At 65.3% G+C, this 25,731-nt stretch carries 20 protein-coding genes; 12 read left to right on the top strand and 8 right to left on the bottom strand.

Going from position 1 to position 25,731, the window contains the following annotated elements; translation table 11 throughout:
- Nucleotides 1-307: 307 nt before the first annotated feature.
- From lpxC to ligA, 4 genes are all read left to right on the top strand, one after another.
- Nucleotides 308-1,270 carry a UDP-3-O-acyl-N-acetylglucosamine deacetylase gene (gene lpxC / locus RAD16_RS35105; RefSeq protein ID WP_458162426.1) on the top strand — a complete coding sequence of 321 codons (963 nt, stop codon included), beginning with the start codon at nt 308-310 and terminating at the stop codon, nt 1,268-1,270.
- A 245-nt stretch (nt 1,271-1,515) separates the two neighbouring features.
- Nucleotides 1,516-2,406: an outer membrane protein assembly factor BamD gene (locus tag RAD16_RS35100; RefSeq protein WP_458162425.1), complete on the top strand. Its 891-nt coding sequence runs from the start codon at nt 1,516-1,518 to the stop codon at nt 2,404-2,406.
- 13 nt (nt 2,407-2,419) lie between these two features.
- Nucleotides 2,420-4,093, top strand: a complete 1,674-nt coding sequence (gene recN, locus RAD16_RS35095; protein ID WP_458162424.1) for a DNA repair protein RecN — start codon at nt 2,420-2,422, stop codon at nt 4,091-4,093.
- A gap of 117 nt (nt 4,094-4,210) precedes the next feature.
- Nucleotides 4,211-6,358, top strand: coding sequence for an NAD-dependent DNA ligase LigA (gene ligA / locus RAD16_RS35090; protein ID WP_458162423.1), 2,148 nt, complete (start codon nt 4,211-4,213; stop codon nt 6,356-6,358).
- A gap of 123 nt (nt 6,359-6,481) precedes the next feature.
- On the opposite strand, the gene RAD16_RS35085 is transcribed toward ligA, so the two are convergent.
- Together RAD16_RS35085 and RAD16_RS35080 are read right to left on the bottom strand one after the other, a co-directional pair.
- Complete coding sequence (locus RAD16_RS35085; RefSeq protein ID WP_458162421.1) at nt 6,482-7,762, bottom strand: multidrug effflux MFS transporter; 1,281 nt, start codon at nt 7,760-7,762, stop codon at nt 6,482-6,484.
- A 224-nt stretch (nt 7,763-7,986) separates the two neighbouring features.
- Nucleotides 7,987-9,816: an aminopeptidase P family protein gene (locus RAD16_RS35080; protein WP_458162420.1), complete on the bottom strand. Its 1,830-nt coding sequence runs from the start codon at nt 9,814-9,816 to the stop codon at nt 7,987-7,989.
- A 188-nt stretch (nt 9,817-10,004) separates the two neighbouring features.
- Here RAD16_RS35080 and RAD16_RS35075 point away from each other — a divergent pair, with 188 nt between their 5' ends.
- Nucleotides 10,005-10,184, top strand: a complete 180-nt coding sequence (locus RAD16_RS35075; RefSeq protein WP_458162419.1) for a hypothetical protein — start codon at nt 10,005-10,007, stop codon at nt 10,182-10,184.
- A 256-nt stretch (nt 10,185-10,440) separates the two neighbouring features.
- Here the strand turns inward: RAD16_RS35075 and RAD16_RS35070 are convergent, their stop codons facing one another.
- Nucleotides 10,441-11,328 (bottom strand): 50S ribosomal protein L11 methyltransferase, encoded by an 888-nt coding sequence (locus RAD16_RS35070; protein WP_458162468.1) that lies wholly within the window; start codon nt 11,326-11,328, stop codon nt 10,441-10,443.
- Nucleotides 11,329-11,492: 164 nt separating this feature from the next.
- On the opposite strand from RAD16_RS35070, the gene RAD16_RS35065 reads away from it, so the two are divergent.
- Nucleotides 11,493-11,648 (top strand): Flp family type IVb pilin, encoded by a 156-nt coding sequence (locus tag RAD16_RS35065; RefSeq protein WP_414645205.1) that lies wholly within the window; start codon nt 11,493-11,495, stop codon nt 11,646-11,648.
- 277 nt (nt 11,649-11,925) lie between these two features.
- Here the strand turns inward: RAD16_RS35065 and RAD16_RS35060 are convergent, their stop codons facing one another.
- On the bottom strand, nt 11,926-13,536 hold the full coding sequence (locus RAD16_RS35060) for a phytoene desaturase family protein (RefSeq protein WP_458162418.1): 1,611 nt from the start codon (nt 13,534-13,536) through the stop codon (nt 11,926-11,928).
- A gap of 232 nt (nt 13,537-13,768) precedes the next feature.
- Here RAD16_RS35060 and RAD16_RS35055 point away from each other — a divergent pair, with 232 nt between their 5' ends.
- Nucleotides 13,769-16,048 carry a spermidine synthase gene (locus tag RAD16_RS35055; RefSeq protein ID WP_458162417.1) on the top strand — a complete coding sequence of 760 codons (2,280 nt, stop codon included), beginning with the start codon at nt 13,769-13,771 and terminating at the stop codon, nt 16,046-16,048.
- A 104-nt stretch (nt 16,049-16,152) separates the two neighbouring features.
- Here the strand turns inward: RAD16_RS35055 and RAD16_RS35050 are convergent, their stop codons facing one another.
- Nucleotides 16,153-17,136 (bottom strand): glycerophosphodiester phosphodiesterase, encoded by a 984-nt coding sequence (locus RAD16_RS35050; RefSeq protein ID WP_458162416.1) that lies wholly within the window; start codon nt 17,134-17,136, stop codon nt 16,153-16,155.
- Between the two features lie 172 nt (nt 17,137-17,308).
- Between RAD16_RS35050 and RAD16_RS35045 the strand changes: the two genes are divergently transcribed.
- The 3 genes from RAD16_RS35045 to RAD16_RS35035 are packed head-to-tail and all read left to right on the top strand — an operon-like array spanning nt 17,309 to nt 20,686.
- Nucleotides 17,309-18,268 (top strand): acyl-CoA desaturase, encoded by a 960-nt coding sequence (locus RAD16_RS35045; protein ID WP_458162415.1) that lies wholly within the window; start codon nt 17,309-17,311, stop codon nt 18,266-18,268.
- Nucleotides 18,269-18,315: 47 nt separating this feature from the next.
- Entirely contained in the window at nt 18,316-19,698 is a 1,383-nt protein-coding gene (locus tag RAD16_RS35040) for an MBOAT family O-acyltransferase (protein ID WP_458162414.1), read from the top strand.
- On the top strand, nt 19,673-20,686 hold the full coding sequence (locus RAD16_RS35035) for a hypothetical protein (protein WP_458162413.1): 1,014 nt from the start codon (nt 19,673-19,675) through the stop codon (nt 20,684-20,686). The genes RAD16_RS35040 and RAD16_RS35035 overlap by 26 nt, the downstream gene beginning before the upstream one ends.
- Nucleotides 20,687-20,689: 3 nt before the next feature.
- Here the strand turns inward: RAD16_RS35035 and RAD16_RS35030 are convergent, their stop codons facing one another.
- Both RAD16_RS35030 and RAD16_RS35025 read right to left on the bottom strand, forming a co-directional pair.
- The gene (locus RAD16_RS35030) at nt 20,690-22,387 is read right to left on the bottom strand and encodes a fatty acyl-AMP ligase (RefSeq protein WP_458162412.1); all 1,698 of its coding nucleotides are present in this window, start codon (nt 22,385-22,387) and stop codon (nt 20,690-20,692) included.
- A gap of 24 nt (nt 22,388-22,411) precedes the next feature.
- The gene (locus RAD16_RS35025; protein ID WP_458162410.1) at nt 22,412-22,666 is read right to left on the bottom strand and encodes an acyl carrier protein; all 255 of its coding nucleotides are present in this window, start codon (nt 22,664-22,666) and stop codon (nt 22,412-22,414) included.
- Between the two features lie 246 nt (nt 22,667-22,912).
- On the opposite strand from RAD16_RS35025, the gene RAD16_RS35020 reads away from it, so the two are divergent.
- Nucleotides 22,913-24,175, top strand: coding sequence for a hypothetical protein (locus RAD16_RS35020; protein WP_458162409.1), 1,263 nt, complete (start codon nt 22,913-22,915; stop codon nt 24,173-24,175).
- Nucleotides 24,176-24,218: 43 nt separating this feature from the next.
- On the opposite strand, the gene RAD16_RS35015 is transcribed toward RAD16_RS35020, so the two are convergent.
- Entirely contained in the window at nt 24,219-25,007 is a 789-nt protein-coding gene (locus tag RAD16_RS35015; RefSeq protein ID WP_458162408.1) for a L,D-transpeptidase, read from the bottom strand.
- Between the two features lie 396 nt (nt 25,008-25,403).
- Here RAD16_RS35015 and RAD16_RS35010 point away from each other — a divergent pair, with 396 nt between their 5' ends.
- Nucleotides 25,404-25,727 carry a hypothetical protein gene (locus RAD16_RS35010; protein ID WP_458162407.1) on the top strand — a complete coding sequence of 108 codons (324 nt, stop codon included), beginning with the start codon at nt 25,404-25,406 and terminating at the stop codon, nt 25,725-25,727.
- The last annotated feature ends 4 nt before the right edge of the window (nt 25,728-25,731 follow it).

Genomic DNA, 25,731 nt, shown 5'->3' with positions numbered 1-25,731 from the left:
ACCTTTCCTTTTCTCCAACGCATGCCCGGATTGCGCAGGCAAGCAACTGATTTTAAATCATTAATTACGTATCCGGTGGTTCAGTAAAACTGCCGGTAACGGTCCGAAATCTCGGCGCAATTTGGTTAAGCCTTGGCGCGAATACGGCAGGTTTGGGGTAACAATCGGTAAAAAAGCGTGAGTTGGCGCTGTTTGAGGCCGTGACTATGGTTTGGCGTGACTTGGGGATACGGATTCGGACGGCGGCCTTGGCCGCTCGGTTCGCGCAAGTATAAGTCGCTAGTGGGTCGTAGTGGGGCGGTTCCTGATGAAATTTAGCCGGCAAACAACGCTTCGTGCGCAAGCCACCGTGGCCGGCGTCGGCGTTCATTCCGGTCTTCCCGTCACTCTCACGCTGGGGCCTGCGCCTGTCGACGCAGGTATTCTTTTTGTCCGCACCGGCCTTGAGGGAAGTGACCGCGAAGTTCAGGCGACCGCCGATCAGGTGATCGCGACCGACCTTGCCACGGTCCTCGGCGATCGCAACGGGCCGCTCGTCTCCACCGCTGAGCACGTGCTCGCTGCGCTGCGGGGCATGGGCGTCGATAACGCCACCATCGAGATCGACGGTCCGGAAGTACCGATCATGGACGGTAGCGCCGCAGCCTTCATTGCCGCGATCGATCAGGCCGGCATCGTCACCCAGCCGGCGCAGCGCCGCTTCATCCAGATTTTGAAGCCGATCTCGGTCAAGATCGGTGACTCCTTCGGCGAGATCCGGCCCTATGCCAACGGGTTCCGCGTCGAGGTCGAGATCGACTTCACCAACCCCGTCATCGGCCAGCAGAGCTACGCCTTCGAGCTCAGCGCGGAGCGTTTCCGCCGCGAAGTCGGCAGGGCTCGCACCTTCGGTCAGATGTGCGACGTCGCCCGGCTCTGGAGCGCTGGCTACGCGCTCGGCGCCTCCTTCGACAACACCGTCGTGTTCGACGACGAGCGGCTGCTCAACACTGAGGGCCTGCGCTACGCCGACGAATGTGCGCGCCACAAGGTGCTGGACGTGATCGGCGACCTCGCGCTGGCCGGCCTGCCACTGCTCGGCGCCTATCGCTCGGTGCGTGGCGGCCACAAGCTCAACCACGCCGTCCTCACGGCGCTTCTCGCCGACCGTACCGCCTGGCGTGTGGTCGAGGGCGAGGCCGTCCGCCGCACCTCCCGTCCCGTGGCCGAGGTTGGTCGCGGCATCGTCGGCGGCCGGGTCGCTGCGGCCTACGGGCCGGACGTGTCCTGACGAGTTCGGCCTGCGCGGTGTGCGGCGGCGACTTTCCTCCGGGAAACTCCTGGTAACCATGATCGGCTAGCATTGCGGCGGTTTCGCCTTAATCCGGGCGGAATGCCTGCCTATCCGGTGGGTTAACGATCGTTTTTCGGTTACATCGACGTGGTCGCATGGCAGGCGCCACGGCTACATTTCGCGCCGGTGACGGGGTTCACGGGCGGGCGGGCACCGCATCACAGGGCGTCAGGGCAATACTCATGTCGGCACAGCGTATGACGCGCGGATATCTCTCGATCTCGCCTCTCGTCCGCGGGATGCTTCAGGCTGTCACCTTCATCATGCTCGCGCTGCCGCTGGCCGGCTGCGGCACCGGTTCGCTCTGGGACAAATTCACCGCCAAGGACGACACCTTCGTCGAGGAGCCCGCCGACAAGATCTACAATGAGGGCCTGTACCTCATGAACGAGAAGAAGGACATGAAGGCGGCGAACAAGAAGTTCGAAGAGGTCGACCGCCAGCATCCTTATTCCGATTGGGCCCGCAAATCGCTGCTGATGTCCGCCTATGCGTCCTACCAGGGCGGCGACTACGACGGCTGCATCGGCGCGGCCACCCGCTACGTCACGCTGCACCCCGGCAGCCCCGACGCGGCCTACGCGCAATATCTGATCGCCGCCTCGCATTACGACCAGATTCCGGACATCAGCCGCGACCAGAGCCGCACCGAGAAGGCGATCGCCTCCCTGGAGGAGGTGGTGCGCAAATATCCGACCTCCGAATACGCGACCTCCGCCAAGGCCAAGATCGAGGGTGCGCGCGACCAGCTCGCCGGCAAGGAAATGAACGTCGGCCGCTATTACGCGCAGAAGCGTGACTTCACGGCAGCGATCAACCGCTACAAGACCGTCGTCACGCAGTACCAGACCACGCGCCACGTCGAGGAGGCGCTGTTCCGGCTCACTGAGGCCTATCTGGCGATCGGCATCGTCGGCGAGGCGCAAACCGCGGCCGCTGTGCTTGGCCACAATTTTCCTGACAGCCGCTGGTACAAGGACGCCTATAATCTTGTAAAATCGGGTGGTCTCGAACCGAGCGAGAATCAGGGGTCCTGGATCAGCAAGACCTTCAAGAAGATGGGCCTCGGCTAGGAAATTTGGTTCCATGCTGGCGCGTCTGTCGATCCGTGACATCGTCCTGATCGAACGGCTCGATATCGAATTCGCCACCGGCCTTGCGGTTTTGACCGGCGAGACCGGTGCGGGCAAATCCATCCTGCTTGATGCCTTTGCACTGGCGCTCGGCGGCCGCGGCGACGCCGGCCTCGTGCGCCACGGTGCGGAGCAGGGGCAGGTGACCGCCGTCTTCGATATCCCCAAGAATCACCCCGCAGCGAAGATCCTCGCCGAGAACGGCTTGGAGGACACCGGTGAGATGATTCTCCGCCGCGTCCAGCTCGCCGACGGCCGCACCCGCGCCTTCATCAACGATCAGTCGATCAGCGTGCAGACGCTGAAGGCGGTCGGCGCCGCCCTGGTCGAGATCCACGGCCAGCACGACGAGCGCGCGCTGGTCGATGCTGCCACCCACCGCCGCCTGCTCGATGCCTTTGCCGGCCTCGAGAAGGACGTCACCGCGGTTGAGGCGCTGTGGGACGCACGCCGCACCGCCAATACCACGCTGGAAGAGCATCGCGCCGGCATGGAGCGCGCCGCGCGCGAGGCCGATTATCTGCGTCATGCCTCCGACGAGCTGAAGCAGCTCGCGCCGAAGGAGGGCGAAGAGACCTCGCTCGCCTCGCGCCGCACCACGATGATGCAGGGCGAGAAGATCGCCTCCGATCTGCGCGAGGCGCAGGAGGCGGTCGGCGGCAATCACTCGCCGGTCGCTGCCCTCTCGGCCGCGGTGCGCCGGTTGGAGCGCCGTGGCGTCAATTCGCCGGCGCTGGTCGAGCCAGCGGTGAAGGCGATCGACATCGCGATCAATGCGCTGGAGGAAGCCGACCAGCATCTGCTGGCCGCGCTTGCCGCAACCGATTTCGATCCGGCCGAGCTCGAACGCATCGAGGAGCGGCTGTTCGCACTGCGCGCCGCCTCGCGCAAATATTCGACCCCGGTCGACCTGCTGGCGGCGCTGGCCGCCCAATACGCCGCCGACGTCGTGCTGATCGATGCAGGCGCCTCGCGCTTGAAGAAGCTGGAGCAGGCCGCGATCGAGGCCGACGCGCTCTATGCCGCTGCTGCCAAGAAGCTGTCGCTGGCGCGGCAGAAATCGGCGGAGAAGCTCAACAAGGCGGTCAACGCCGAGCTCGCACCGCTCAAGCTCGAACGCGCAAAGTTCATGACCCAGGTCGCGACCGACGAGGCCGCGCCGGGCCCGCAAGGGTTCGACCGCGTCGAGTTCTGGGTGCAGACCAATCCGGGCACCAAGCCGGGGCCGATGATGAAGGTCGCCTCGGGCGGCGAGCTCTCGCGCTTCCTGCTGGCGCTCAAGGTCGTGCTGTCCGACCGCGGCTCGGCGCCGACGCTCGTCTTCGACGAAATCGACACCGGCGTCGGCGGCGCGGTCGCTGACGCCATCGGCGGGCGCTTGGCGCGGCTTGCCGGCAAGGTCCAAGTGATGGCCGTGACTCACGCCCCGCAGGTCGCCGCGCGGGCGGACCAGCATCTCCTGATCTCCAAGGACGCCCTGGACAAGGGCAAGCGCGTCGCCACCCGCGTCAATGCGCTGGCCGCCGACCACCGCCGCGAGGAGATCGCCCGCATGCTCGCCGGCGCCGAGATCACCGCCGAGGCGCGGGCGGCCGCGGACCGGCTGCTCAAGGCCGCGACGGCCTGACCTCTGTGTCCCGGACGCGGTGCGACGTGTAACGCCGCTCCGCGCCGCGCAGCATCCGGGGAACAAAGCGTCCAACCTGCCTTTACCCTCCCGCCCGCTCCGTCGTATCCAAGCACCATGGCAAGAGCAGCAAAATCCAGACCGCTTCGCGACGTCGCCGATCTCACCAAGGCGCAGGCCAAGGTCGAGCACATGCGGCTGTCGCTCGAGATCGAGGGACACAACGAGCGCTACTATCAGGACGACGCGCCCACCGTGACCGACGCCGAATACGACGCCCTGCGTCAGCGCCTCGATGCGATCGAAAAGCGCTTTCCGGAATTCGTCAGCGGCGATTCGCCGTCGCAGAAGGTCGGCGCGGCGCCGTCAGGGCGCTTCAAGAAAGTCCGGCACTCGGTGCCTATGCTGTCGCTCGACAATGCCTTTGCCGACGAGGACGTGCGCGACTTCGTCGGCCGCATCGTGCGCTTCCTGAAGCTCGACGATGACAAGGTCGATTTCTCCGCCGAGCCGAAGATCGACGGCCTGTCGATGTCGCTGCGCTACGAGGGCGGCGAGCTCGTCACCGCGGCGACGCGCGGCGACGGCGCCGAGGGCGAGGACGTCACCGCCAACATCCGCACGCTCGAAGACGTGCCGCACAAGCTGAAGGGACGCAACGTCCCCGATATCTGCGAGGTGCGCGGCGAGGTCTATATGACCAAGAAGGCATTCCTGGCGCTCAACGAGCGGCAGAAGGCCGCCGGCGACACCATCTTCGCCAACCCGCGCAACTCGGCCGCGGGCTCGCTCCGGCAGAAGGATCCGACCATCACCGCCTCGCGCCCGCTCGGCTTCTTCGCTTATGCGTGGGGCGAGATGAGTGCGATGCCGGAAGCGACGCAGAGCGGGATGATCCACTGGTTCGAGCGCTGCGGCTTCAAGACCAATCCGCTGACAAAGCTGTGCCACTCGGTCGAGGAACTGATCGCGTTCCACCAGAGCATCGAGGAGGAGCGTGCCGAGCTCGACTATGACATCGACGGCGTCGTCTACAAGGTCGACCGCATCGACTGGCAGGAGCGGCTCGGCTTCGTCTCGCGCACGCCGCGCTGGGGCATCGCGCACAAATTCCCCGCCGAGCGCGCCATGACGGTGCTGCGCGATATCGAGATCCAGGTCGGCCGCACCGGCTCGTTCACGCCGGTCGGCAAGCTCGAGCCGGTCGGCGTCGGCGGCGTCATCGTGCAGAACGTCACGCTGCACAACGAGGACTACATCAAGGGCATTGGCAACAAGGGTGAGGTGCTGCGCGAGGGCCGCGACATCAGGATCGGCGACACTGTCGTGGTCCAGCGCGCCGGTGACGTCATTCCGCAGATCGTCGACGTCGTCCTCGACAAGCGGCCGAAGAGCGCCAAGGAATTCCACTTCCCGAAGAAGTGCCCGTGCCCGCTGCACACCGACGTCGTGCGCGGCGAAACGGCCGCCGGCGAAGAGGAATCCCGCGCCCGCTGCACCGGCGAGTTTGCCTGCCCATATCAGAAGATCGAGCACCTCAAGCTGTTCGTGTCGCGGCGCGCCTTCGACATCGACGGTTTAGGGGAGAAGCAGCTCCAGTATTTCTTCGACGAAGGGTGGGTCAAGGAGCCCGCCGACATCTTCACGCTGGAGAAGCGCAATGCGAAGCTGAAGCTCGAGGAGATCGAGGGCTACGGTGCGACTTCGGTGCGTAATCTGTTCGGTGCGATCGAGAGCCGGCGCAGAATCGCGCTGGAGCGCTTCGTCTATGCGCTCGGCATGCGCCACGTCGGCGAGACCACGGCGCTCGCGCTCGCGCGCGGCTACGGCTCGTGGGAGGCCTTCCACGATGCCTGCCTCAAGGTCGCCAAGGGCGACGAGGAGGCGATGGCGGAGATGGACGCGCTCGACCAGATCGGCGACACCGTGATCAAGAGCATCGCCGACTACTTTGGCGAAAGCCACAATCGGGGCATCGTCGAGCGGCTGACCAAAGAAGTCGAGATCGTCGACGCCGAGAAGCCGAAGAGCAACTCGGCGGTCGCCGGCAAGACCGTGGTGTTCACGGGCTCTCTGGAGAAGATGACGCGCGACGAGGCCAAGGCGACCGCGGAGCGGCTGGGGGCGAAGGTGTCGGGCTCGGTATCTAAGAAGACCGATCTCGTCGTCGCCGGCCCCGGTGCGGGCTCGAAGCTCGCGGATGCCAACAAGCACGGCGTCAAGGTGCTGACCGAGGACGAGTGGCTGACGCTGATCGGGGAGTGAGGGTTTGGTTTCTCCCCGTCATTGCGAGCGAAGCGAAGCAATCCAGACTATCACCGCCGAAACAGCCTGGATTGCTTCGTCGCTACGCTCCTCGCAATGACGGAGGAGAGGGCGCGTCGTCCCTCACATCATCCCCGTCTCTTCCTCTTCCGCCTGCTCGATCAGCGTCTCGCTCACCACCAGTTCGCGGCGGGGGACGACGAAGATCATCATGCAGGCGCAAAGCAGCGAGATCGCGAGCACCGCTGATGTCAGCGGCAGTGTCGTTGCCGAGTGGCCGCCGAGATAGGCGCCGAATTGCGACATCAGCGCGCCGATGCCCTGCTGAAGGAAGCCCATCGCGCCCGATGCGGTGCCGGCCGCTTCAGGGCGGATGCTGATCGCGCCGGCGGCGGAGTTCGCCATCACGAAGGCGTTGCCGACCATCACGATCATCTGCGTGCCGAACAGCCACGCCGGCGCTTCGTTCCAGCCGGTAAAGCTCCAGAGCAGGTTCAACAGGCTGCCGCAGAGCTGCAGGCCGAGCCCGAACCAGATCAGCTTTTCCAGCGAGTGCCGCGGCGCGAAGCGCACGCAGAGCAGATTGCCGACCAGATACGCAAATCCGGTCGTGGCGAACCACGCGCCGTATTCGGCGCTGGTCCGGCCCATCTGCGTCACGACGATGTAGGGGCCGCCACCGGCGAAGGTGAAGATGATTTGCGAGGCCAGCACTTGGCACATCACATAGCCGATGAAGGCGCGGCTCTTGATCAGGGTACCGACGTCGCTACGAAACCCGCCGGTGCCGACTGCGCGGTCGCGCCGCGTCTCGGGCAGCGCGATCGCGATGCCGACGGCGACTACGATCGCGCCGATCGTGACGGCGTAGAAGATCGCGCGCCAGCCGAACGCGGTCTCGATCAGGCCGCCGGTGAGCGGTGAGACCATCTGGCCGATCATCAGGGCGGCAACCACGAGGCTGATCATGGAGGCAACGCGGTCGCGCTCGTAGATGTCGCGGATGATGGCGCGGCTGATCACCATGCCGGACGCGCCGCCGAGCGCCTGGAAGAAACGCGCCGCGATCAGCTGCGGCAGGGTTTCGGCGAAGATGCAGGCGACGCTCGCCGCGACCATCAGCGCAAGGCCGCCAAGCAGCACCGGGCGCCGGCCGAACTTGTCCGACAGCGGTCCCATGATGAGCTGCGACAGCGCGATGCCGACCATGTAGAGCGACACCGTCATCTGCGCGACCGAGATGTCGCGGCCGAATGTCGTCGCCAGCACCGGCAGCGCCGGAACCAGGATGTAGAGCGAGATCGGCGCGATGCCGGTCATGACGACCAGCAGCAGCAACACCACGCGCGAGGTCGCGATGTTCTTCATGGCCGCGTCCGGCGGCCTGCTGATCATGCCGTGCATAAGTGTCCGTCTTTCGAAGTCGAATCGACTGTAGCGTGCTCGCACAAGACGGAAATCGGTGTTTCGGAATGCGGCTATACCGATTCCGGGAGGGTTATAATAACAGCGCGCGCGAAGCCGTTGTTTTACGGTGAAGCGTGGCGAGGAACGCGCCAAGTCAGCCGCGATCGTAGGCAAAAGCGGCGGAGCCTTGCGCAAACCGCGTAGCGCTATGCGGGCTCCGTCTACGCCTTCAGCGCCGCCGTTGTCTGGTCGAGCCACGCCTTCGTCGCTTCATCCAGTGCCGGCGCGACCTCGGCCCGGACGCGGGCGTGGTAGGCGTTCAGCCAGTCGAGCTCGTCCCTGCTCAGCATCGCGACATCGATCAAGCGCCGGTCGATCGGTGCCAGCGTCAGCGTCTCGAATGCGTTCATCGGCTTCTCGGCACCCTTGATGTCGGTGGCGACCACCAGCTCGAGGTTCTCGATGCGGATGCCGAAACCGTCGGTCTTGTAGTAGCCGGGCTCGTTGGAGAGGATCATGCCGCGCTTCAGCGGCGTGGTGCCGAGTTTCGAGATGCGCGCCGGTCCTTCGTGGACCGAGAGATAGCTGCCGACGCCGTGGCCGGTGCCGTGCTCGAAATCGACGCCTGCGGCCCAGAGATATTGCCGCGCCAGCGTGTCGAGCTGCGCGCCGGTGGTGCCGTCAGGGAAGACCGCGCGCGCGATCGCGATGTGGCCGCGCAGGACGCGGGTGAAGCGGTCGCGCATCTCGTCCGTCGGCTCGCCCACGGCCATGGTGCGGGTGACGTCGGTGGTGCCGTCTTCATATTGTGCGCCGGAATCGATCAGCAGCAGATCGCCCGGCGCAATGCGCCGGTTGCTCTTGCGGGTGACGCGGTAGTGCACGATGGCGCCGTTCGGGCCGGTGCCCGAGATGGTCGGGAACGACACGTCCTTCAGTGCGCCGGTGTCGCGGCGGAACGTTTCCAGCGCCTCGACGGCGTCGATCTCGGTGAGCTTGCCGCTTGGGGCTTCACGGTCGATGAAGGCGAGGAAGCGCGCCAGCGCCACGGCATCGCGCACATGGGCCGTCTTCGTGCCCTTGATCTCGGTCGCGTTCTTGACCGCCTTGAGCAGCGCGATGGGATCGCTGCCGCGCACCGGCTTGCCGCCGGCACCCGTGATCAGCCGGCTCAGCGCGTCGGCCGCGGTAGCATTGTCGAGGGCGATGGCCGCGCCGCTCTTGGCCAGCGCCATCAGCGTCGGCGCCATCGCATCGGGCTCGCGCACGTCGGCGGACCGCTCGAGATGGTCGCGCGTCAGGTTGGAGAGCTTGCGGTGGTCGATGAAGACGGTGGGACGACCGTCCTTCGGCACCAGCGCGTAGGACAGCGGCAGCGGCGTATGCGCGACGTCGGCGCCGCGGATGTTGAAGGTCCACGCCACCGCATGGCTGTCGGACAGCACCAGCGCGTCGGTGCCGAGCTTGCCGATCTCGCTTCTGATCTGCGCCAGCTTGTCGGCCTCCGCGACGCCGGCATGTTGCAAACTATGCACGGCGACGGGGGCAAGCGGCGGCTGCGGCCGGTCCTGCCAGATCGCATCGACGGGGTTGCTGTCGACCGCCACCAGCTCGGCGCCGGCCTTGGCGCAGGCGACGGACAGACGCTCTGCTGCTGAAGAAGTGTGCAGCCACGGATCAAATCCGAGGCGGTCGCCGGCTTTCAGATGCGCCGACACCCAGCTTTCCGGCGGCGGATCGACCAGCGATTCCACTGCCCAGGCCTTTGCGTCGACCTGCTTGGCGGCCTGGATCGTGTAGCGGCCGTCGACGAAGACCGCGGCCTCATGCGTCAGCACGACCGCCAACCCCGCCGAGCCGGTAAAGCCGGTCAGCCAGGCCAGCCGCTCTTCCGAGGGCGCCACATATTCATTCTGTTGCTGGTCGGCGCGCGGGATGACGAAGCCGGTCAATTTGCGGCGGGCGAGCTCTTCGCGAAGCGCGGCAAGGCGCGCCGTCAATGCCACGCCCGCCTCAGGCTCCTCGAATGTCTGGAAGTGTGCTTCAAACATGATGTGCTCAATCTACGACCGGGGCGATCAGTCCGCAATGTAGACGCATTTGCGTCGCATCTGGCATGGAGTGTGCTTGAAAATATTCCATTCGAATTGAGTGGAGTACAGGATGCAGCAGTTGCGCTTCGTCCGGATAACAGGGAAATTCGAGCAAGTGGTTCATCTCAACGGCGAGGGGACACACGATGCCTGCGTTCACGTTTGAGAAGATTTCGCCACCGGCGCGCCGCGCCCCGGCCGCAACGACACCCAAGAAGCCGCGCGGCCTCATCAGCCAGATGATCGATCGTTTCGCCGAGCGTCGCGCCAGGCGTGCCCTGCGCGGCGAGCCCGCGACACGCCGGGACGACAAGCCGGCGGAATAGGCGGCGATGCTCGTTTCACCTCGCCCCGCTTGCGGGGAGAGGCATAGGCCGCCTCGGGCGGCCGTCCTAAGAACGCCGAAGCTAGGCTTCGGCTATGTCGCATCGGAGATGCGATCCGGGTGAGGGGTTACTCTCCGCGAGCCCAACTGTTTCCGGCCCTGTGGAGACTCCCCTTCACCCCACCCTCTCAGCGCGAGCGTAGCTCGTCGCGGCCCCGCAAGCGGGGCGAGGGAGCGCACCGTCGCCGCGGATGCGCCTACCCCAGCTTCCGCAACAACAAACTGCTCCATCCCTCGATCCTCAGGTGCCGCAGCGGCACGAGGCCACGCGCGCGGTAGGCCGCGATCACGGCGGGGGCCTGGTGGGTCAGGAGGCCCGAGAGGATGACCCGGGCGCCTGGCGCCAGGTGCCGCACCATCGGGCTCGCCAATTGCCGCAGCGGGTTGGCGAGGATGTTGGCCAGCACCAGGTCGAACGGGCCGCATCTGGCAAAATCCGGCGCGGCGAAGCCGGTGGCGCGGATCACCCGCACATGGTTACCAACGTCATTCAGCGTCGCATTCTCCGCCGCCACCCGCACCGACGGCGGGTCGATGTCGGAGGCCAGCACCGCGCGATGCAGCGCCTTCGCCGCGGCGATCGCCAGCACGCCGGTCCCGGTGCCGAGGTCGAGCAGGCTCCTCGGACGGGAACTCTTCAGGACATGGTCAAGCAACAGTAAACAGCCGCGCGTGGTGCCGTGGTGGCCGGTGCCGAAAGCGAGCGCCGCCTCGATCTCGATCTTGAGCTTGTTCGGGGCGACGCGATCGCGATCATGACTGCCGTGCACGACGAAGCGCCCGGCCGGGACCGGGACGAGATCTTCAAGGCTGGCCTTGACCCAGTCCTTCGCCTCGATGGTGTCGAAGACAAGCGTCGCGGCGATCTCATTTCCCGCTGAATTTGCAACGATTTCGGTAAGCAATGCCTGGTCCGGCGCCTCGGCGAAATGCAGCGTGACGTCCCATTGTCCGTCTGGCCGCTCGAACGCGGCGACCGCCGCATCGCCCTCGAAAAACACCTCGGTCAGCACGTCGACGACGCGCTTGGCCGCGGCCTCGGTGCCGATCGAAAAGCTGGCGCGATGGGTGGGAGAAGGCTGCATCATAAGGTTCCGATCAGTTCAATTCTTGGAACTTTTGTTCTCAATTTTCCGCATAACTTGCAACGCCGGGATTAACCTGCCTGCAGGTTGTATCCCGTAGATTTTCGGATGTTGGAGCCAAACAACACACCTAGAAATAGAAATGGAGGCGAGTCTTGAAGCGCATGGTTTTGAAGTTCTGGTCCGATGAATCCGGTGCCACCGCAATCGAATACGGCCTCATCGCGGCCGGTATCGCGCTGGCGATCATCACCGTCGTGAACAGCCTGGGCACCACTTTGAACGACAAGTTCGGTTCGATTAGCACCTCCTTGAAGTAATTTCCGCCTCCCATTTCCCAGCGGGAGCCGATTTCTTCATAGGTTGTTCCTAGATCAGCGCCCGCATGGGGAATTGCCCCCGGCGGGCGAGATCGTTTTTGGGGCCGCCCTCGGAAAGTACCCACAGGCTGTCCGCCGGTTTTCCACGCATTATCCAGCGGTTATCCCGCCGCTCATCCCCAGCTTTTCCACTGCTTATACCTGGCTGGGTCCAGCCTGCTGCCGCCGGCGCGCGCACAGCTCTGCCAACAGCCTTCTCCACAGCCGATCCACAGGCCTATCCACGGCTTCCGAACAGCGAGCGGTGATCCCGCAGGATCGTCTGCGCGGCGTTGTGGCCGGGGGCGCCGGTGACGCCGCCGCCGGGATGGGCGCCGGAACCGCAATGGTAGAGGCCCTTCAGCGGCCCGCGATAATCGGCATGGCCCAGCATCGGGCGCGCCGAGAACAGCTGGTTCAGCGTCAGCGCGCCGTGGAAGATGTCGCCGCCGAGGAGGCCGAATTGCCGCTCGAGGTCCAGCGGCGAGAGGATCTGGCGGCCGAGCACGCTGGCTGCAAAGCCCGGCGCGTAGCTGTCCACCGTCGCGATCATGAGATCGGCGACCTCATCGCGATGCGCGTCCCAGGATTTGCCGCCAGGAAGCTCCGGCGCGACGTGCTGGCAGAACAGGCTCGCGACATGTTTGCCTTGGGGCGACAGACTGTCGTCGAGCGTGGAGGGGATCAGAATTTCCACCACGGGTGAGCTGCTCCAGCCCTGCGCACGCGCATCGAGATAAGCGCGGTCCATGTAGGCAAGGCTCGGCGCCAGGATGATGCCGGAGGTGAGATGATCGCCGTCCCCCGGCAGCGCCGTGAAGGAGGGCAGGCGGTCCAGTGCCACGTTCATGCGGAAGGTGCCCGAGCCGTTCTTCCAGTGCCGGATGCGGGCGAGGAAGTCCTGCGGCAGGGCATCGGCCGCGATCAGCCGCGTGTAGAGCAGCTTCGGATTGACGTTGGCGGCGACATATTTCGCGCGGATCGTCTCGCCGTTCTCCAGCACGACGCCGACGGCGCGATCGCGCTCGACGATCACCTCGCGCACCCCCGCATCCGTGTCGATCGCGACGCCGCGCGCCTGCGCGGCGCGCGCCATGGCTTGCGTGATCGCACCCATGCCGCCGATGGCGTGGCCCCAGACGCCCTTCTTGCCGTTCACCTCGCCGAAGGCGTGGTGCAGCATCACATAGGCCGAGCCGGCGGCGTACGGGCTGGCGTAATTGCCGACGATGGCGTCGAAGCCGAACAGCGCCTTGACCAGATCGTTCTCGAAGCGCTCGTCCAGCATCTCGCCGGCCGAGCGGGTGAAGAGATCGAGCAGGCTGCGGCTCTGTTCCAGCGTCAGGCCGCGCAGGATGTTGGCGCTCTGCAGCGCGTTCACGGCCTCGCGGATCGCAGCGGTGCCGATGCCGGCAAGCAGGTTCGGCGGCGCGCGCAGCACGAACTGCCGGAGCACGTCGGCGATGTCCTCCAGCTCGCGCGAAAAGCCATCGAGCGCCTCCGCGTCACGCGCGCTCAGCCGCGCGACCGAGGCTTTGGTCCGTCCTTCGCCGGTGAGGAGGTAGCTCCCGTCAGGCGCAGGCAGGAAATTCTGCGCGCGCCGTTCGACCACGCGCAGGCCCTGCTCGGCGAGGCCCAGATCGCGGATCACCTGCGGATTGAGCAGGCTCACCGTGTAGGCCGCGACTGAATTCCTGAATCCGGGATGAAACTCCTCTGTGACCGCTGCCCCGCCGACCACCTTGCGGCGTTCGACCATGCGCACGCGCAGGCCTGCGCTGGCGAGATAGGCCGCGCAGGTGAGGCCGTTATGGCCAGCGCCGATGATGACGACGTCGGTTTCGCTCATGAAAGGTTCTGAAATGTTCCGCGGTCATTTCCGGGATGGCCCGTAGGGCCGGACTCGGCATGACATCTCTATATCAAGCAATCGTCGCTGCAACATCACGAGCCCCTTTATTGCCCGTTCAAGCGCGGTGTGCTCCATTGCGCGTCCGGCGCCCGCCGGGGGCGTTGTTCGACACGTTTTCCAGCGCGATCCGGTGCCCACTTCGCTGGAAAACGCTTTTGCCGGAGCTTCCATGGATTCGATCGTGCAACCCGCCGCCACGGAGCAGCCGTCCGCCGCGCGCAACCGCCTGCTGCTGACGGTCTACACCGCCGCGATCTTCGTCAGCGCGCTGCTGTTGTTCTCGGTGCAGCCGCTGTTCACGAAGATGGTGCTGCCGCGGCTCGGCGGCTCGCCGGCGGTGTGGTCGGTGGCGATGGTGTTCTTCCAGTCGCTGCTGCTGGCGGGTTACGCCTATGCGCATTTGCTGATGCAGGTCAGGAACCGAATCGTGCCGGTGGTGGTGCATCTGGTGCTGCTGGCGCTGGCCTTCGCCACGCTGCCGCTCGGCATCGCCACCGCCTATGGTGAGCCGCCGGCGTCGGGCTACGCGATCTGGCTGCTCGGCCTGTTCGTGGTCTCGATCGGGCTGCCGTTCTTTGCGCTTGCCGCCAACAATCCGCTGCTGCAGGCCTGGTTCGTCCGCACCGGCCATCCCGCTGCGCACGATCCCTATTTCCTCTATGCCTCCTCCAACATCGGCAGCTTCCTCGCGCTGTTGTCCTATCCGTTCCTGCTGGAGCCGATCTTCACGCTGCACACGCAGAACCGGTTCTGGACCGGCGGCTACGGCCTGCTGATTGTCCTGATCGCCGCCTGCGGCGTGCTGCTGCTGCGCTCGCCGAAGCTGGCGGTGGCGGACGCGCGCACCGAGGAGGTCAATGCGCCGGCGCCAAGCATCGTGACGCGCCTGCGCTGGATCTTCCTCGCCGCGGTGCCATCCGGCCTGCTCATCGCTGTTACCGCGCACATATCGACCGACGTTGCGGCTGCGCCCCTGCTGTGGGTGCTGCCGCTGTCGCTGTATCTGCTCACCTGGGTGGTGGTGTTCCAGTCACGGCCGCTGTTGCCGCACAAATGGATGCTGATGCTCCAGCCGGTCGCGATTGCCGGCGTGGTCGTGCTGCTGGCCTTCGGCGGCGAGCAGAATCTGCTGCTGACGCTCGGCGGTCACCAATTGTGCTTCTTCGTCATCGCAATGGCCTGCCACGGCGAGCTGGCGCGGACGCGGCCCGCGGCCAAATATCTCACCGGCTTCTATGTCGCGCTGTCGTTCGGCGGCATGGTCGGCGGCCTGTTTGCGGGCCTGGTCGCGCCCTTCACGTTCTCGTGGATCGCCGAATACCCGATCCTGATTGCGCTTGCGGCGCTGTGCCGGCCCTCGGCGAGCGAGCGCCTCGCCGGCATCGTCAAATGGTACTGGCTCGTGCTCGCCGCGCTCGCGGTGGCGCTCGTGGCGCCCTCCACCACGACCGGCGAGCTCTCGACCTGGTTCGAGGATCACCGCGTCTGGGTCGCCGGCGCCGTCGGCGTGCTCGCCGCGTTGCTGACGCTGGCGCTCAATGCCGGCCGCTGGAAGATCTTTGCGACCGTCGCGCTCGCGCTGGCCTTGATCCGCATCTATCCCGCCGACGAAGGCCGCGTCACCACCGTGCGCAGCTTCTTCGGCGTGCACAAGATCGTGGAGACGCCGGGCGGCTATTTCCATGTGCTGATGCACGGCACCACCATCCATGGCGCCGAACGCTTCCGCAACAATGACGGCACGCCGGTCACCGGCCGGCCCGAGCCGATCACCTACTATCACAAGGACGGGGGCATCGGTCAGGCCATCACCGCGATCCGCGAGCGCAAGGGCGCGCCGCTCAAGGTCGCCGCGATCGGCGTCGGATCGGGCACGCTCGCCTGTGCCGCGGAACCCGGCGAGGACTGGAAGTTCTTCGAGATCGACCAGTCGATGGTCGATGCGGCGCGCGACCCGAAAAATTTCCGTTACATCTCGAGCTGTCTGCCGGACCTGAAGCCTGTCATCGGCGATGCGCGTCTCACCTTCGCAAAGGAGCCGGACGGCGCCTACGATCTCATCATCGTCGATGCCTATTCGTCAGATGCGATCCCGATCCATCTGGCCACCGAAGAGGCGATGAATATCTACAAGGACAAGCTCGCGCCCCACGGTGCCGTGGTGATGCACGTCTCCAACCGGCATCTTGATCTCGAGACGGTCGTGGTCGGCATCGCCGACGCCAACGATCTGAAGAGCTGGGTCTACAACGAGGATTCAGGCCGCGATTCCGACTACATCTTCTCGACGGACGTCGTCATCTCCGCGCGCGAGGAGGAAGATGTCGGCAAGCTGGCGTCGTCCAAATCTTGGGAGCTGACCGAAGCAGACGACAGGGTGCGGGTCTGGACCGACGATTATTCCAACATTTTGGGCGCGCTGTACCGGCGCTTGCGGGACGGGGAGTAGGTTTCGTAGCCCGGATGAGCGAAGCGAAATCCGGGACCGCTCGCGTGGCAAACTGACCCCGGATTGCGCTTCGCTCCATCTGGGCTACGAGGATCCGTTGGATCTTACGGCTCCACCGGCGTCCCCGCCGGCAGTGCAATTCCCTTCTCGCCGGCGGCCTGCCGCAACAGGTCGGGCCGATCGGAGATGATGCCGTCGACGCCGAGCTCGATCATGCGCGCCATGTCCTCCGGCTTGTTGACGGTCCAGACCACGACGCGCAGTCCAAGCGTATGGGCTTCAGCGATCAGCGCCGCGGTCACGTCGCCGAAATAGGGCGACCAGATCGCACCGCCCGCGGCCCTGATGGTTCGCGGCAGCGACCCACCGTGGTCCGCCGGACTGAATCCTGCTGCCCAGTTGGTCGCCTTGTCGAGTGCGACGGTCTGGCCCGAGCCGCGCTGGAGCGTCAGGTATACCGTCGGCACGCCCGGCGCCTGCTGCTGGACGAGCTGCAGGGTCCGCCAGTCGAACGACTGGATCATGACGCGATCGGAAAATTTCTCCGCCTCGATCACCCCGAGCAGTTTTGCGACGAAACCTTGCGGGTCGAGGGACTCGTCCGGACGGTTCGGATCGATCTTGGTCTCGATGTTGAGGCGCACGCGCGCGTTGCCGGACTTGCGCACCAATGCGAACAGCTGCGCCAGCGTGGGAACGCGCGTCCCCGGCACGGCGCGCTGCTCGGGGAATTGTTTGGCGTAGGCACTGTCCGGACGAATCTGGCCGACGTCGTAGGCTCTGACCTCGTCGAGCCGCAGCTTCACGAAAGGCGTGCCGGGCGGCGCGACATAGGTGCCGCTCGCATCCCGTGCGAGATCGGGATTGAGTCCGCGCTCATGCGAGATGATGACTTCACCATCGGCGGTCACGCCGACGTCGAGCTCCAGCGTGTCCACGCCCATGGACAGCGCGTTAGCGAAGGCCGGCAGGGTGTTTTCCGGCAACAGCGCCCGCCCGCCGCGATGCGCCTCGAGATCGAATCCCATTGCTGGTCCCGCCATCATGATCGAGATCACCGTCAAAATTGTCGCAGCACGTGATGGCATGACGGCTCGCCGGGCAAGCAGAAAAGGGCTGGATCTGAACGTTTTTGGCACGAACAGCCCATTCTACAGGCTTTTGCGGCTGTTGAAACCTTGGGCTGCGGCTTGGGCTACGGCTTGGGTTGCGTCCGCCCGGCTTGTATGTACTCATGGACGCCGTCCTGGAATCCAGCCCGTGCCACAGAAACGCGATCACCGCATCATTCGCAGCCGGCATTTTCACAAGATGCAGCGGCGGCATTTCATAGTCTTCGACATTCTGCCCTTTGTCGGCTCGCTGGTTGCGCTCGGCCTGTTATTCTATCGTCCGATCGGCGTGACGGAGCTCAGCCTGTTCCTCGGCTTCTGGCTGATCACCGGCCTTGGCCTTACCGTCGGTTATCACCGGCTGTTCACCCATCGCGCCTTCGCGACCTCCACGACGATGAGCGCGATCCTGATCATCATGGGGTCGATGGCGGGCCGCGGTTCCATGCTGTCCTGGGCGGCGATGCATCGGCGCCACCACGAATTGTCCGACCACGACGGCGATCTGCACTCGCCGCGGCTGCATGGCGACAGCCTGGTCGGGCGCCTGCGCGGCTTCCTGCACGCGCACCTGACCTGGATGATCGAACACGACTATCCCAACGTCGCGCATTACGTGCCGGATTTGATGGCGGACCGCAGGTTGGTCGCCGTCAACAGCTACTATTACACCTGGGTCGTGCTCGGCCTGGTGCTGCCGGCCGTGATCGGCGGCCTTGCCACGATGAGCCTGTGGGGCGCGCTGACCGGTCTGCTCTGGGGTGGCGTGGTGCGCATGTTCGTGGTCGAGCAGACCTTTTCCGCCATCAACTCGGTCATGCATACCTTCGGTACGCAGCCCTTCGTCACCCGTGACGACAACAGCCGCAATCTCGGCGTGATGGCTTGGCTCGGCTGGGGCGAGGGCTGGCACAACAACCACCACGCCTTTCCGTATTCCGCAGCGTTCGGTCTGCGCTGGTTCGAGTTCGATCCGGGCTTCATCTTCATCCGCGCGCTGGAAGCGCTCGGGCTTGCCTGGGACGTCAAGGTGCCGAGCGAGGAGAAGATCGCGCGGCGCATGCTGCGGCAGCCGGGCGATGCGACGCCCGATCTGGAAACGGGCTGAGCATCATCGACCGGCGCGAGGGCCGGTGATGGCGCGGCTTTGATCCGATGCTCTTCAACGACTATCCATTTCTCCTGGTCTTCCTGCCGGCGGCACTGCTGATCTACCGCCTGGCCGATCCCTATCCGCACCTTCGGATCGGCGTGCAGGTCGCCCTCTCGCTCGCCTCCTATGCCTGGGGCAGCCCGTCCTTCATCCTGCTGCTGGTCGCCTCGATCGCGATCAATTGGCTCGCCTCGGTCGCCTATGGGCGGATGAAATGGAGGGCAGTGCTGACGCTGGTGATCGTGCTCGATCTCGCGGTGCTGGCGCTGTTCAAATACGCCAACTTCCTTCTCGCCAATCTCGGTCTCGTACTCGGCACGACACTGCCGCCGCTCGACATCGGGCTGCCGCTCGGCATCTCCTTCTTCACCTTCCACCACATCATGTATCTGGTCGATCTGAAGCGCGGGAAGGCGCCGCTCTATGCGCTCGACCGCTACGCGCTCTATATCGCCTTCTTTCCGCAGGCGATCGCGGGGCCGCTGGCGCGCTGGTCGGAGGTGATGCACCAGTTCGGCCGGCAGGTTTACGTGCCGGGCTGGCAGCGCCAATTCTGCATTGCGACCTGCTTCATCGCGCTCGGGCTGTTCGAGAAGGTGGTGATCGCCGACAGCCTCGCGCACCTGCTCGATCCCATTTACGCAGAGGCCGCGAACGGACCGCTTCGCAGCGGTGATGCCTGGCTCGCCTTCTGCTTCTCGTTCCAGATCCTGTTCGACTTCTCCGGCTATTCCGACATCGCGATCGGCCTCGGCCTCCTGTTCGGCGTGCAGCTGCCTTACAATTTCAATGCGCCGCTGCGCGCGACCAACATCCAGGATTTCTGGCAGCGCTGGCACATCACCCTGATGCTGTTCCTGCGCGACTATGTATTCTACCCGCTGGTCAACACGCGCCTGCTGCCGCGGCGCTGGCTGCCGATGCAGTTCTTCGGCGCGATGATGATCACCATGGCGCTGTGCGGCCTGTGGCACGGCGCGAGCTGGACTTTTGTTCTTTGGGGTGTGCTGCACGGCTTCGCGCAGGTCGTTTGTTCGTTGTGGCGGCGCTATGGTCCGCGCTTCCCGTCATGGCTCGGCTGGGCGCTCACCGTGCTGTTCGTGCTCGCGACGGGCGTGATCTTTCGCGCAGGCTCGGTGGAGGCCGCCTGGCATGTCTTCGCCGGGCTTGCCCAACCGCTGCCGCTCGCGCGCGGCGGGCAATTGTGGCCGCTGGTGGCCGCGCCACTGTTCGCGTTCCTGCTGCCGGCGAGCCAGGACATCGTGGCATTCTTTACCCGCCGTCCGAGTGTGGTACTGGCCGGCCTGCTCGGCGTCGGCATTCTGGCCTTGCTGATTCAGATCGGCGAACGAGGGATTCATGAGTTCGTCTATTTCCAGTTCTGACGTCTCACCCGAATGGGGCCGCTCCCTCGCGGCCTGCTTTGGCGCGCTCGCGCTGGGCGCTGCGTTGATCGCGATCCTCGTGATCCTCGTCGATCCCTATGACAGCGGCCGGTTTGGTAGCGCCTTCGGCATCGTCGGTGTGAGCGACCGCAATCCCTGGACGGCCAACATCAGCCGTGCCCGCGACCCGCAATTTGATTCAGCCATCCTGGGCAATTCGACCGTGCAGTTGCTCGAGCCTGCCAGACTGGACGAGGCAACCGGCATGCGCTTCGTCCAGCTCGTCGCGCCCGGCGCCGATCCGCGCGGCGATCTGGCGATCCTCGATTTCTTCGCGCGGTACCATCGGACGATACGCGCCCTGGTCATCTCGATCGATCGGCCCTGGTGTAGCAGCACCGTGTTGCCTTTGCCAAAGGACCCGTTTCCGTACTGGCTCTATGAGGGCGGCACGCTGCGCCATCTCGGCAATCTCTTCACCTGGGCCGCGCTCGATCGCTCGTTTCAGCGCATCGCCATCGCGCGCGGCGCGCGCCAGCCGGCTCGCGCCGATGGCTACTGGAATTACGAGGAGCTCTGGGCGCCCGGCGAGAAGCATCCCACTGTCGCAGAGCCCGCGAAGGCGGCGCCGTTCACGGGCAAGATCGCAGATCCGTTTCCCTACGCGGCGATGCTGGCGGCTGCGATCGGAAAACTTCCGCGCGATGTGTCCGTCGTGCTGGTGATGCCGCCGACGTTTTATACGATCGTGCCCATTCCCGGCAGTCGTGACGCCGCGGCTCACGCGGCTTGCAAGGAGGCCTATCGCTCCATCGTCAGCGGGCGCGCCAACAGCAATCTGATCGACTACCGCGTCGATAATGCGCTGACGCGGGATCCCGCGAACTTTGCCGATCTCATCCACTATCGTGCGACGATCGCGCGCAAGATCGAGCAGGGTATCGCCGCCAGCCTGCGCGCCGGTGAGGCAGCCGAGATCAGCTTCTGAACTCTAGCCGATCTCTTCCAGGCTGCCGTCGAGCCAGAGCCGGCGCGCCAGCTTGCGCTGGATCTTGCCGCTGGTGGTCTTCGGCAACGCCCCCGGCCGGATCAGCGCGATGTGGCGCGCGGAGAGCTCGTGGCTGTCGGCGATCGCTTCGCGGATCCGACCTTTGATCTCGTCGCTGTCGATCGTGTGGCGCGCGGTGCGCTCCACCTCCTGCACGACGACCAGCGTTTCTTCGCCGCTCTCGTCCGGCACCGAGAACGCCGCGCCGCAGTTTTCGCGCAAGCCGGCGTCCAGCGATTGAACCGTGCGCTCGATGTCCTGCGGATAATGGTTGATGCCGCGGATGATGATGAGGTCCTTGATCCGCCCGGTGACGAACAATTCGCCTGATGCATCGAGGAAGCCGAGGTCGCCGGTGCGCAGCCACGGGCCGTCCTCACCGGCGATCTCCGCGTTAAGCCCGTCGCGGCTCGCCTCGTCGTTGCGCCAATAGGCTCCGGCGACATTGGCGCCGCTGACCCAGATTTCTCCGACACGGTCGGCGGCCAGGCGCATGCGATGCTCAGGCTCCACGATCGCGATACGCTCGCCGTCGAGCGCCCGGCCGCAGCCGACGACGATCTGCGTATCGTCCGCACTGGAAGGCGCCTCCGCCACATGGGCCTGAAGCGCCGCGCGGCTGACACCTCGCTTGACGTGACCGCCGCCGCGGGCTCCGCCTGATATCAGGAGCGTCGCTTCCGCCATACCATAGGCGGGATACATCGCGGGTGGATCGAACCCGTGCGGCGCAAATGTCGCGGCAAACCGTTCGATCGTCTCCGCGTGCACGGGCTCTGCGCCGTTGAGCGCGATCCTGAGCGAGGAGAGATCGACGCCCTGCATCTGGTCGGCGCGGTAGCGGCTGACGCAGAGGTCGAAGCCGAAATTGGGACCGCACGCGACCTCAGCGCGGTATTGCGAGATTGCACGCAGCCAACCGAGCGGGCGCTGCATGAAGGCGTTCGGCGCCATCAGCACGCAGGTCGCTCCGACGTAGAGCGCCTGCAGCGCGTTCAGGATCAGCCCCATGTCATGATAGAGCGGCACCCAATTGACGTAGGTCGATTGCCTGGTGTTGCCGAGCGCACGCCGGATCATCTCGAGATTGGCGAGCAGATTGGCATGGCTGACCATCACGCCCTTGGGCTCCGACGTGGAGCCGGATGTGTATTGCAGGAAGGCGATATCATCAGGCGCCGGCTCGGGCAGATCGGCTGCCACGCCATCACCGGTGAGATCGACCTCGATCCAGCGGATGTTCTCCTGCGCAAAGCGCGCCTGCAGATCGCCGCGGAGCGCGAAGGCCGAGTTGGTCAGCGCCAGCGCCGGCGTGCAATTGGCGAGGATCGCGCCGCTGGCATCGCGCGCATTGTTTCGACGTGGCATCATCATCGGCACTGCGATGATGCCGGCCATCAGGCAGCCGAAGAACGCCACCAGAAATTCGAGACCCGGCGGAAACACCAGGATGGCGCGCTCGCCGGGCTGCGCGGCCAAAGTCAGGCGCGATGCGAGCGCGGTTGCGGCGGCGTGCAATTGGCGAAAGGTGAGGGAAGCTTCCTCGGTCCCGCGATCGGAGACGAAGACATAGGCGCGGTCGTCGGCCTGGTCCGCCGCGCGCCGGGCCAGCACAGCCACCAGCGAGCGGAACGTTTCCATCGGATTGCGCCGGTTCAGCCGCCCTCAGGCGGCGCTGCGGATCGCGCGCTTGTCGGCGAGAAATCGCGACAGCGCCTCAACAGTAGGGTGGTCGTAAAAGTCGTCCGTCGACAGTTCGAGGTCCAGCTTTTCCTCGAGCTCCATCATGAGATAGACGAGCATCGCCGAATCGAGGCCGAGACGGGTGAACTTGGTGCCGGTGTCGACCCGATCCTTCGAGATCCGCAGGATATTGGCCAGGGCGGTCACGCAGAAATCTGAAATCTGCTCGCGAGTCATGTCATTTCCCAGAAACAATGGGAATGACAATACGGGCGACCCCAAGGTTGTCAATTTGGCCGAAACGCCGCGGCGTTGAAGGTTGGGGACTGTTGCTTTCCTGCGTCGATTGGCGGCTCAAATCATGCCCAGACCGGCGCCGTTTCCCGCGCTCGGGCCGCTCCTGCCGGCCGGCGAACGCGGTTGACGGTGGTGGCAGAAGGTCGAAACTGGTCGCTAAGGGATCGGTTCCGGGACGACACACACATGCACCGCATCTTCATCGCGATGGCGGCGGCTCTCATGGTTGGACAGGCGGTCGCAAAGAATGTGCTTTCGGGCGCTGCGCTCTATGCCGATGTCGAGCGCTACGCGTCCTTCGGCCTGCACCGCTTCGGCTCGCCCGGCGACCGCGCAACCGCCGACTGGATCGCCGGCGAGATGAAGCAGGCGGGCTTCGACGTCAGCTTCCAGGCTGTCGTGCTCGGCCGGCAATATGTCGTCGAGCAGGCCAGTGCGGAGGCCGGCGGTACGAGCATGGAGGCAACGCCGTTCTGGTGGCCGCCGGAGGACAAAGCGAGCTTCCATCTCACGGCCCCTCTCGCGCGTGACGGCGACGTCGTGGGAAAGATCCTTTTGCTCGACCTGCCATTCGATCGCGGCGCCTATCTCGGCCCCGCCCATCGCGCCGCGATCAGCGACGCGGCGGCGAAGAAGCCCGGTGCCATCCTCTTGATGATCGGCAATTCCGCCGACGACCGCTTTGCCTACAACGTCACGCAGGAGGATGCGCCCTGGCCGGTGCCGGTGATTGTGGTCGGTGCAAAGTCGCGGGCGGTGTTCGAGCGCGCGCTGGCCTCAGGCGCGCCTGTCACCTTCGACGTCAAGGGCCATTACGAACGTGATGTCGCCGGCCGTAACGTGATCGCGGAGACGGGCAAGGGCCGCGGCCCCACCATCGTCGTCTCCACGCCGATGACCGGCTGGTACACCTGCGTGTGCGAGCGCGGCCCCGGCATCGCCAACTTTCTCGCACTCGCGCGCATCGTCGCTGCGGACAAATGGCCGGCGCATTTTGTCTTCATCGCCACCGCCGGCCATGAGATCGGCCACGGCGGCATGGAGCTGTTCCTGAAGCAGGGCGCCCCGCCGCCGAAGGATACGCTGGCGTGGATTCACTTCGGCTCGTCGAACGCCTGTTATGGCTTTGCGGAGGGAGCCCGCACCGATCGGCCCGAGGAAGAGCGCTACCTCGTGCTGAGCAAATCCGCGGTCGCCCTGACCGATGCGGCGTTCGCCGGCGTCGCGGCGAAACGTCTGGTGACGGAGAAGCAGGCGGTCGGCGAGCTGCGCGACGTGCACGCGGCTGGCTACGCCAATTTCCTCGGCATGGCCGGCCGCCATCGGACGTTCCACACGCCGTCGGACGATCTCGCTGCGACCGGGCCCGACATTCTCGAGCCGGTCGCGCGTGCCTTCGTCGGTGCTGCGCGAAAGATCGTCGAACGCGGCGATGCCGCGTTCAGATAGAGCGTGATCCGGAAACGTGTGGAGCGGCCTTCCGAAACGATCATCAGTTCTGATAGTAATAGCCGCGCGGCTGATAAACCTGCCGGGGCTGCGACTGATAATAATAGCCCTGCTGGCCGTAGCCTTGATTGTAGTACTGCTGCGGCTGCTGCTGCTGATAGACCTGCGCGTCATAGAGCGGGCGGCCGGCCGGGCGCGGCGCAGGATAGCGCGCGCCGGTGTCGCTGCCGTCGGCCGGATAGATGTAATTGTCGTCCTGCGGCATGTAGCGGCGGGCGGGCTGCGCCGGCGGCGCGAGATTCACCGGATCGCCTGATGTGGAGTATTGCTCTTCGGCGGGCTGCTGCGGCGCGCGGGCCACTGCCGTGTTGGCGCGGCCGCGCGGATTGCGGGCGAGCGCCACCTGCGCCGAACCGGTCAGCGTCACCGTGGTGTTGAGCACGCCCTGCTGCTGCACCAGCGCATAGAGGGTCGAGGCATTCTGGCGCGACAGCCGCACGCAGCCATGCGACGCCGGCGAGCCGAGCCGGCCGACCGAGTCCGTGCCGTGGATGGCGTGCCCGACCTTGGTGAAGAAGATCGCGTGCGGCATCGGCGCGTCGTCGAATTCCTTGGAGTAGTGATCTTCTTCCATGCGGAAGGCGCGGAACGCGCCGCCCGGCGTTTCGCGCGAGGGGATGCCGGTCGACACCGGCCAGTGATAGCGAGCGACGCCGTCGACGGCGACGGTCATCTGCTGATTGTCCTTGTCGACGGTGATCTCGACCTTGGCCTGCGCGGTGCCCGCGCTCAAAAGCATCAGGGAGGTGAAAGCGATAAAAAATGAACGCATCTGGAAACGCATTTGAGGGAAACGCATTTGAGTCCTGGCCTCCGGCCCGTTCACGCTAGAGCATGATCCGGAAAAGTGTGTAGCGGTTTTCCGAAAGATCATGCTCAAACAATAATGCCGCGGCTCTCCGTCCCCCGGCGTGCAATATGCCTGCAATCCGGCTTCCGTTCCAGCGGCCTGCCTGCCCATCGTTAACGTGATGCCGGGCGTAAGCAAGGCCGCTTTGTGCCGCGCTGGCTCCGGCCATGCTGACATTTTCGCGAGCGGACGCGCGTTCACAACGCCGACAATTCGTCACAAAGGCGCAACCATTTGGCCGCTTCGGGCGTTGATCGTGGCCACCCGACAGGCGGCGTTCGCCGCCATTTACCCCGTGTATTTCCTTTGGGATTGAAGATGAACAAAGCCCGTATCGCCGCCGCGCAATTGCCGGCCGGTTTGCCCGTCCGCCTGCTGTTCGCAGCCGCCGCCATCCTGCTCGCGCTGCCGGCTCTGCCGCACCCCGGCCATGCCCAGGGCATCGTGCGCGGGGCCCAGGAAGGTTCGTATGAAGGTAACCGGATCGCCGGCCCCGTGGGCGGTGTCGTTGGTGGCGCGGTCGGCGCCGGCGTTGGAGGAGCTGTGGGGGCGGTCGAGGGCGTGTTCGGCATTCCACATCACCGCCATTACCGATGCCGCGGCTATTATGACGGGTATCACCGCTTCCATTGCTATCGGTGAGGTC

It is taken from the genome of Bradyrhizobium sp. 18BD (genome assembly GCF_054185225.1).
The sequence above is the reverse complement of the archived record's forward strand: the minus strand, read 5'-3'. Positions and strand labels throughout refer to the sequence as shown.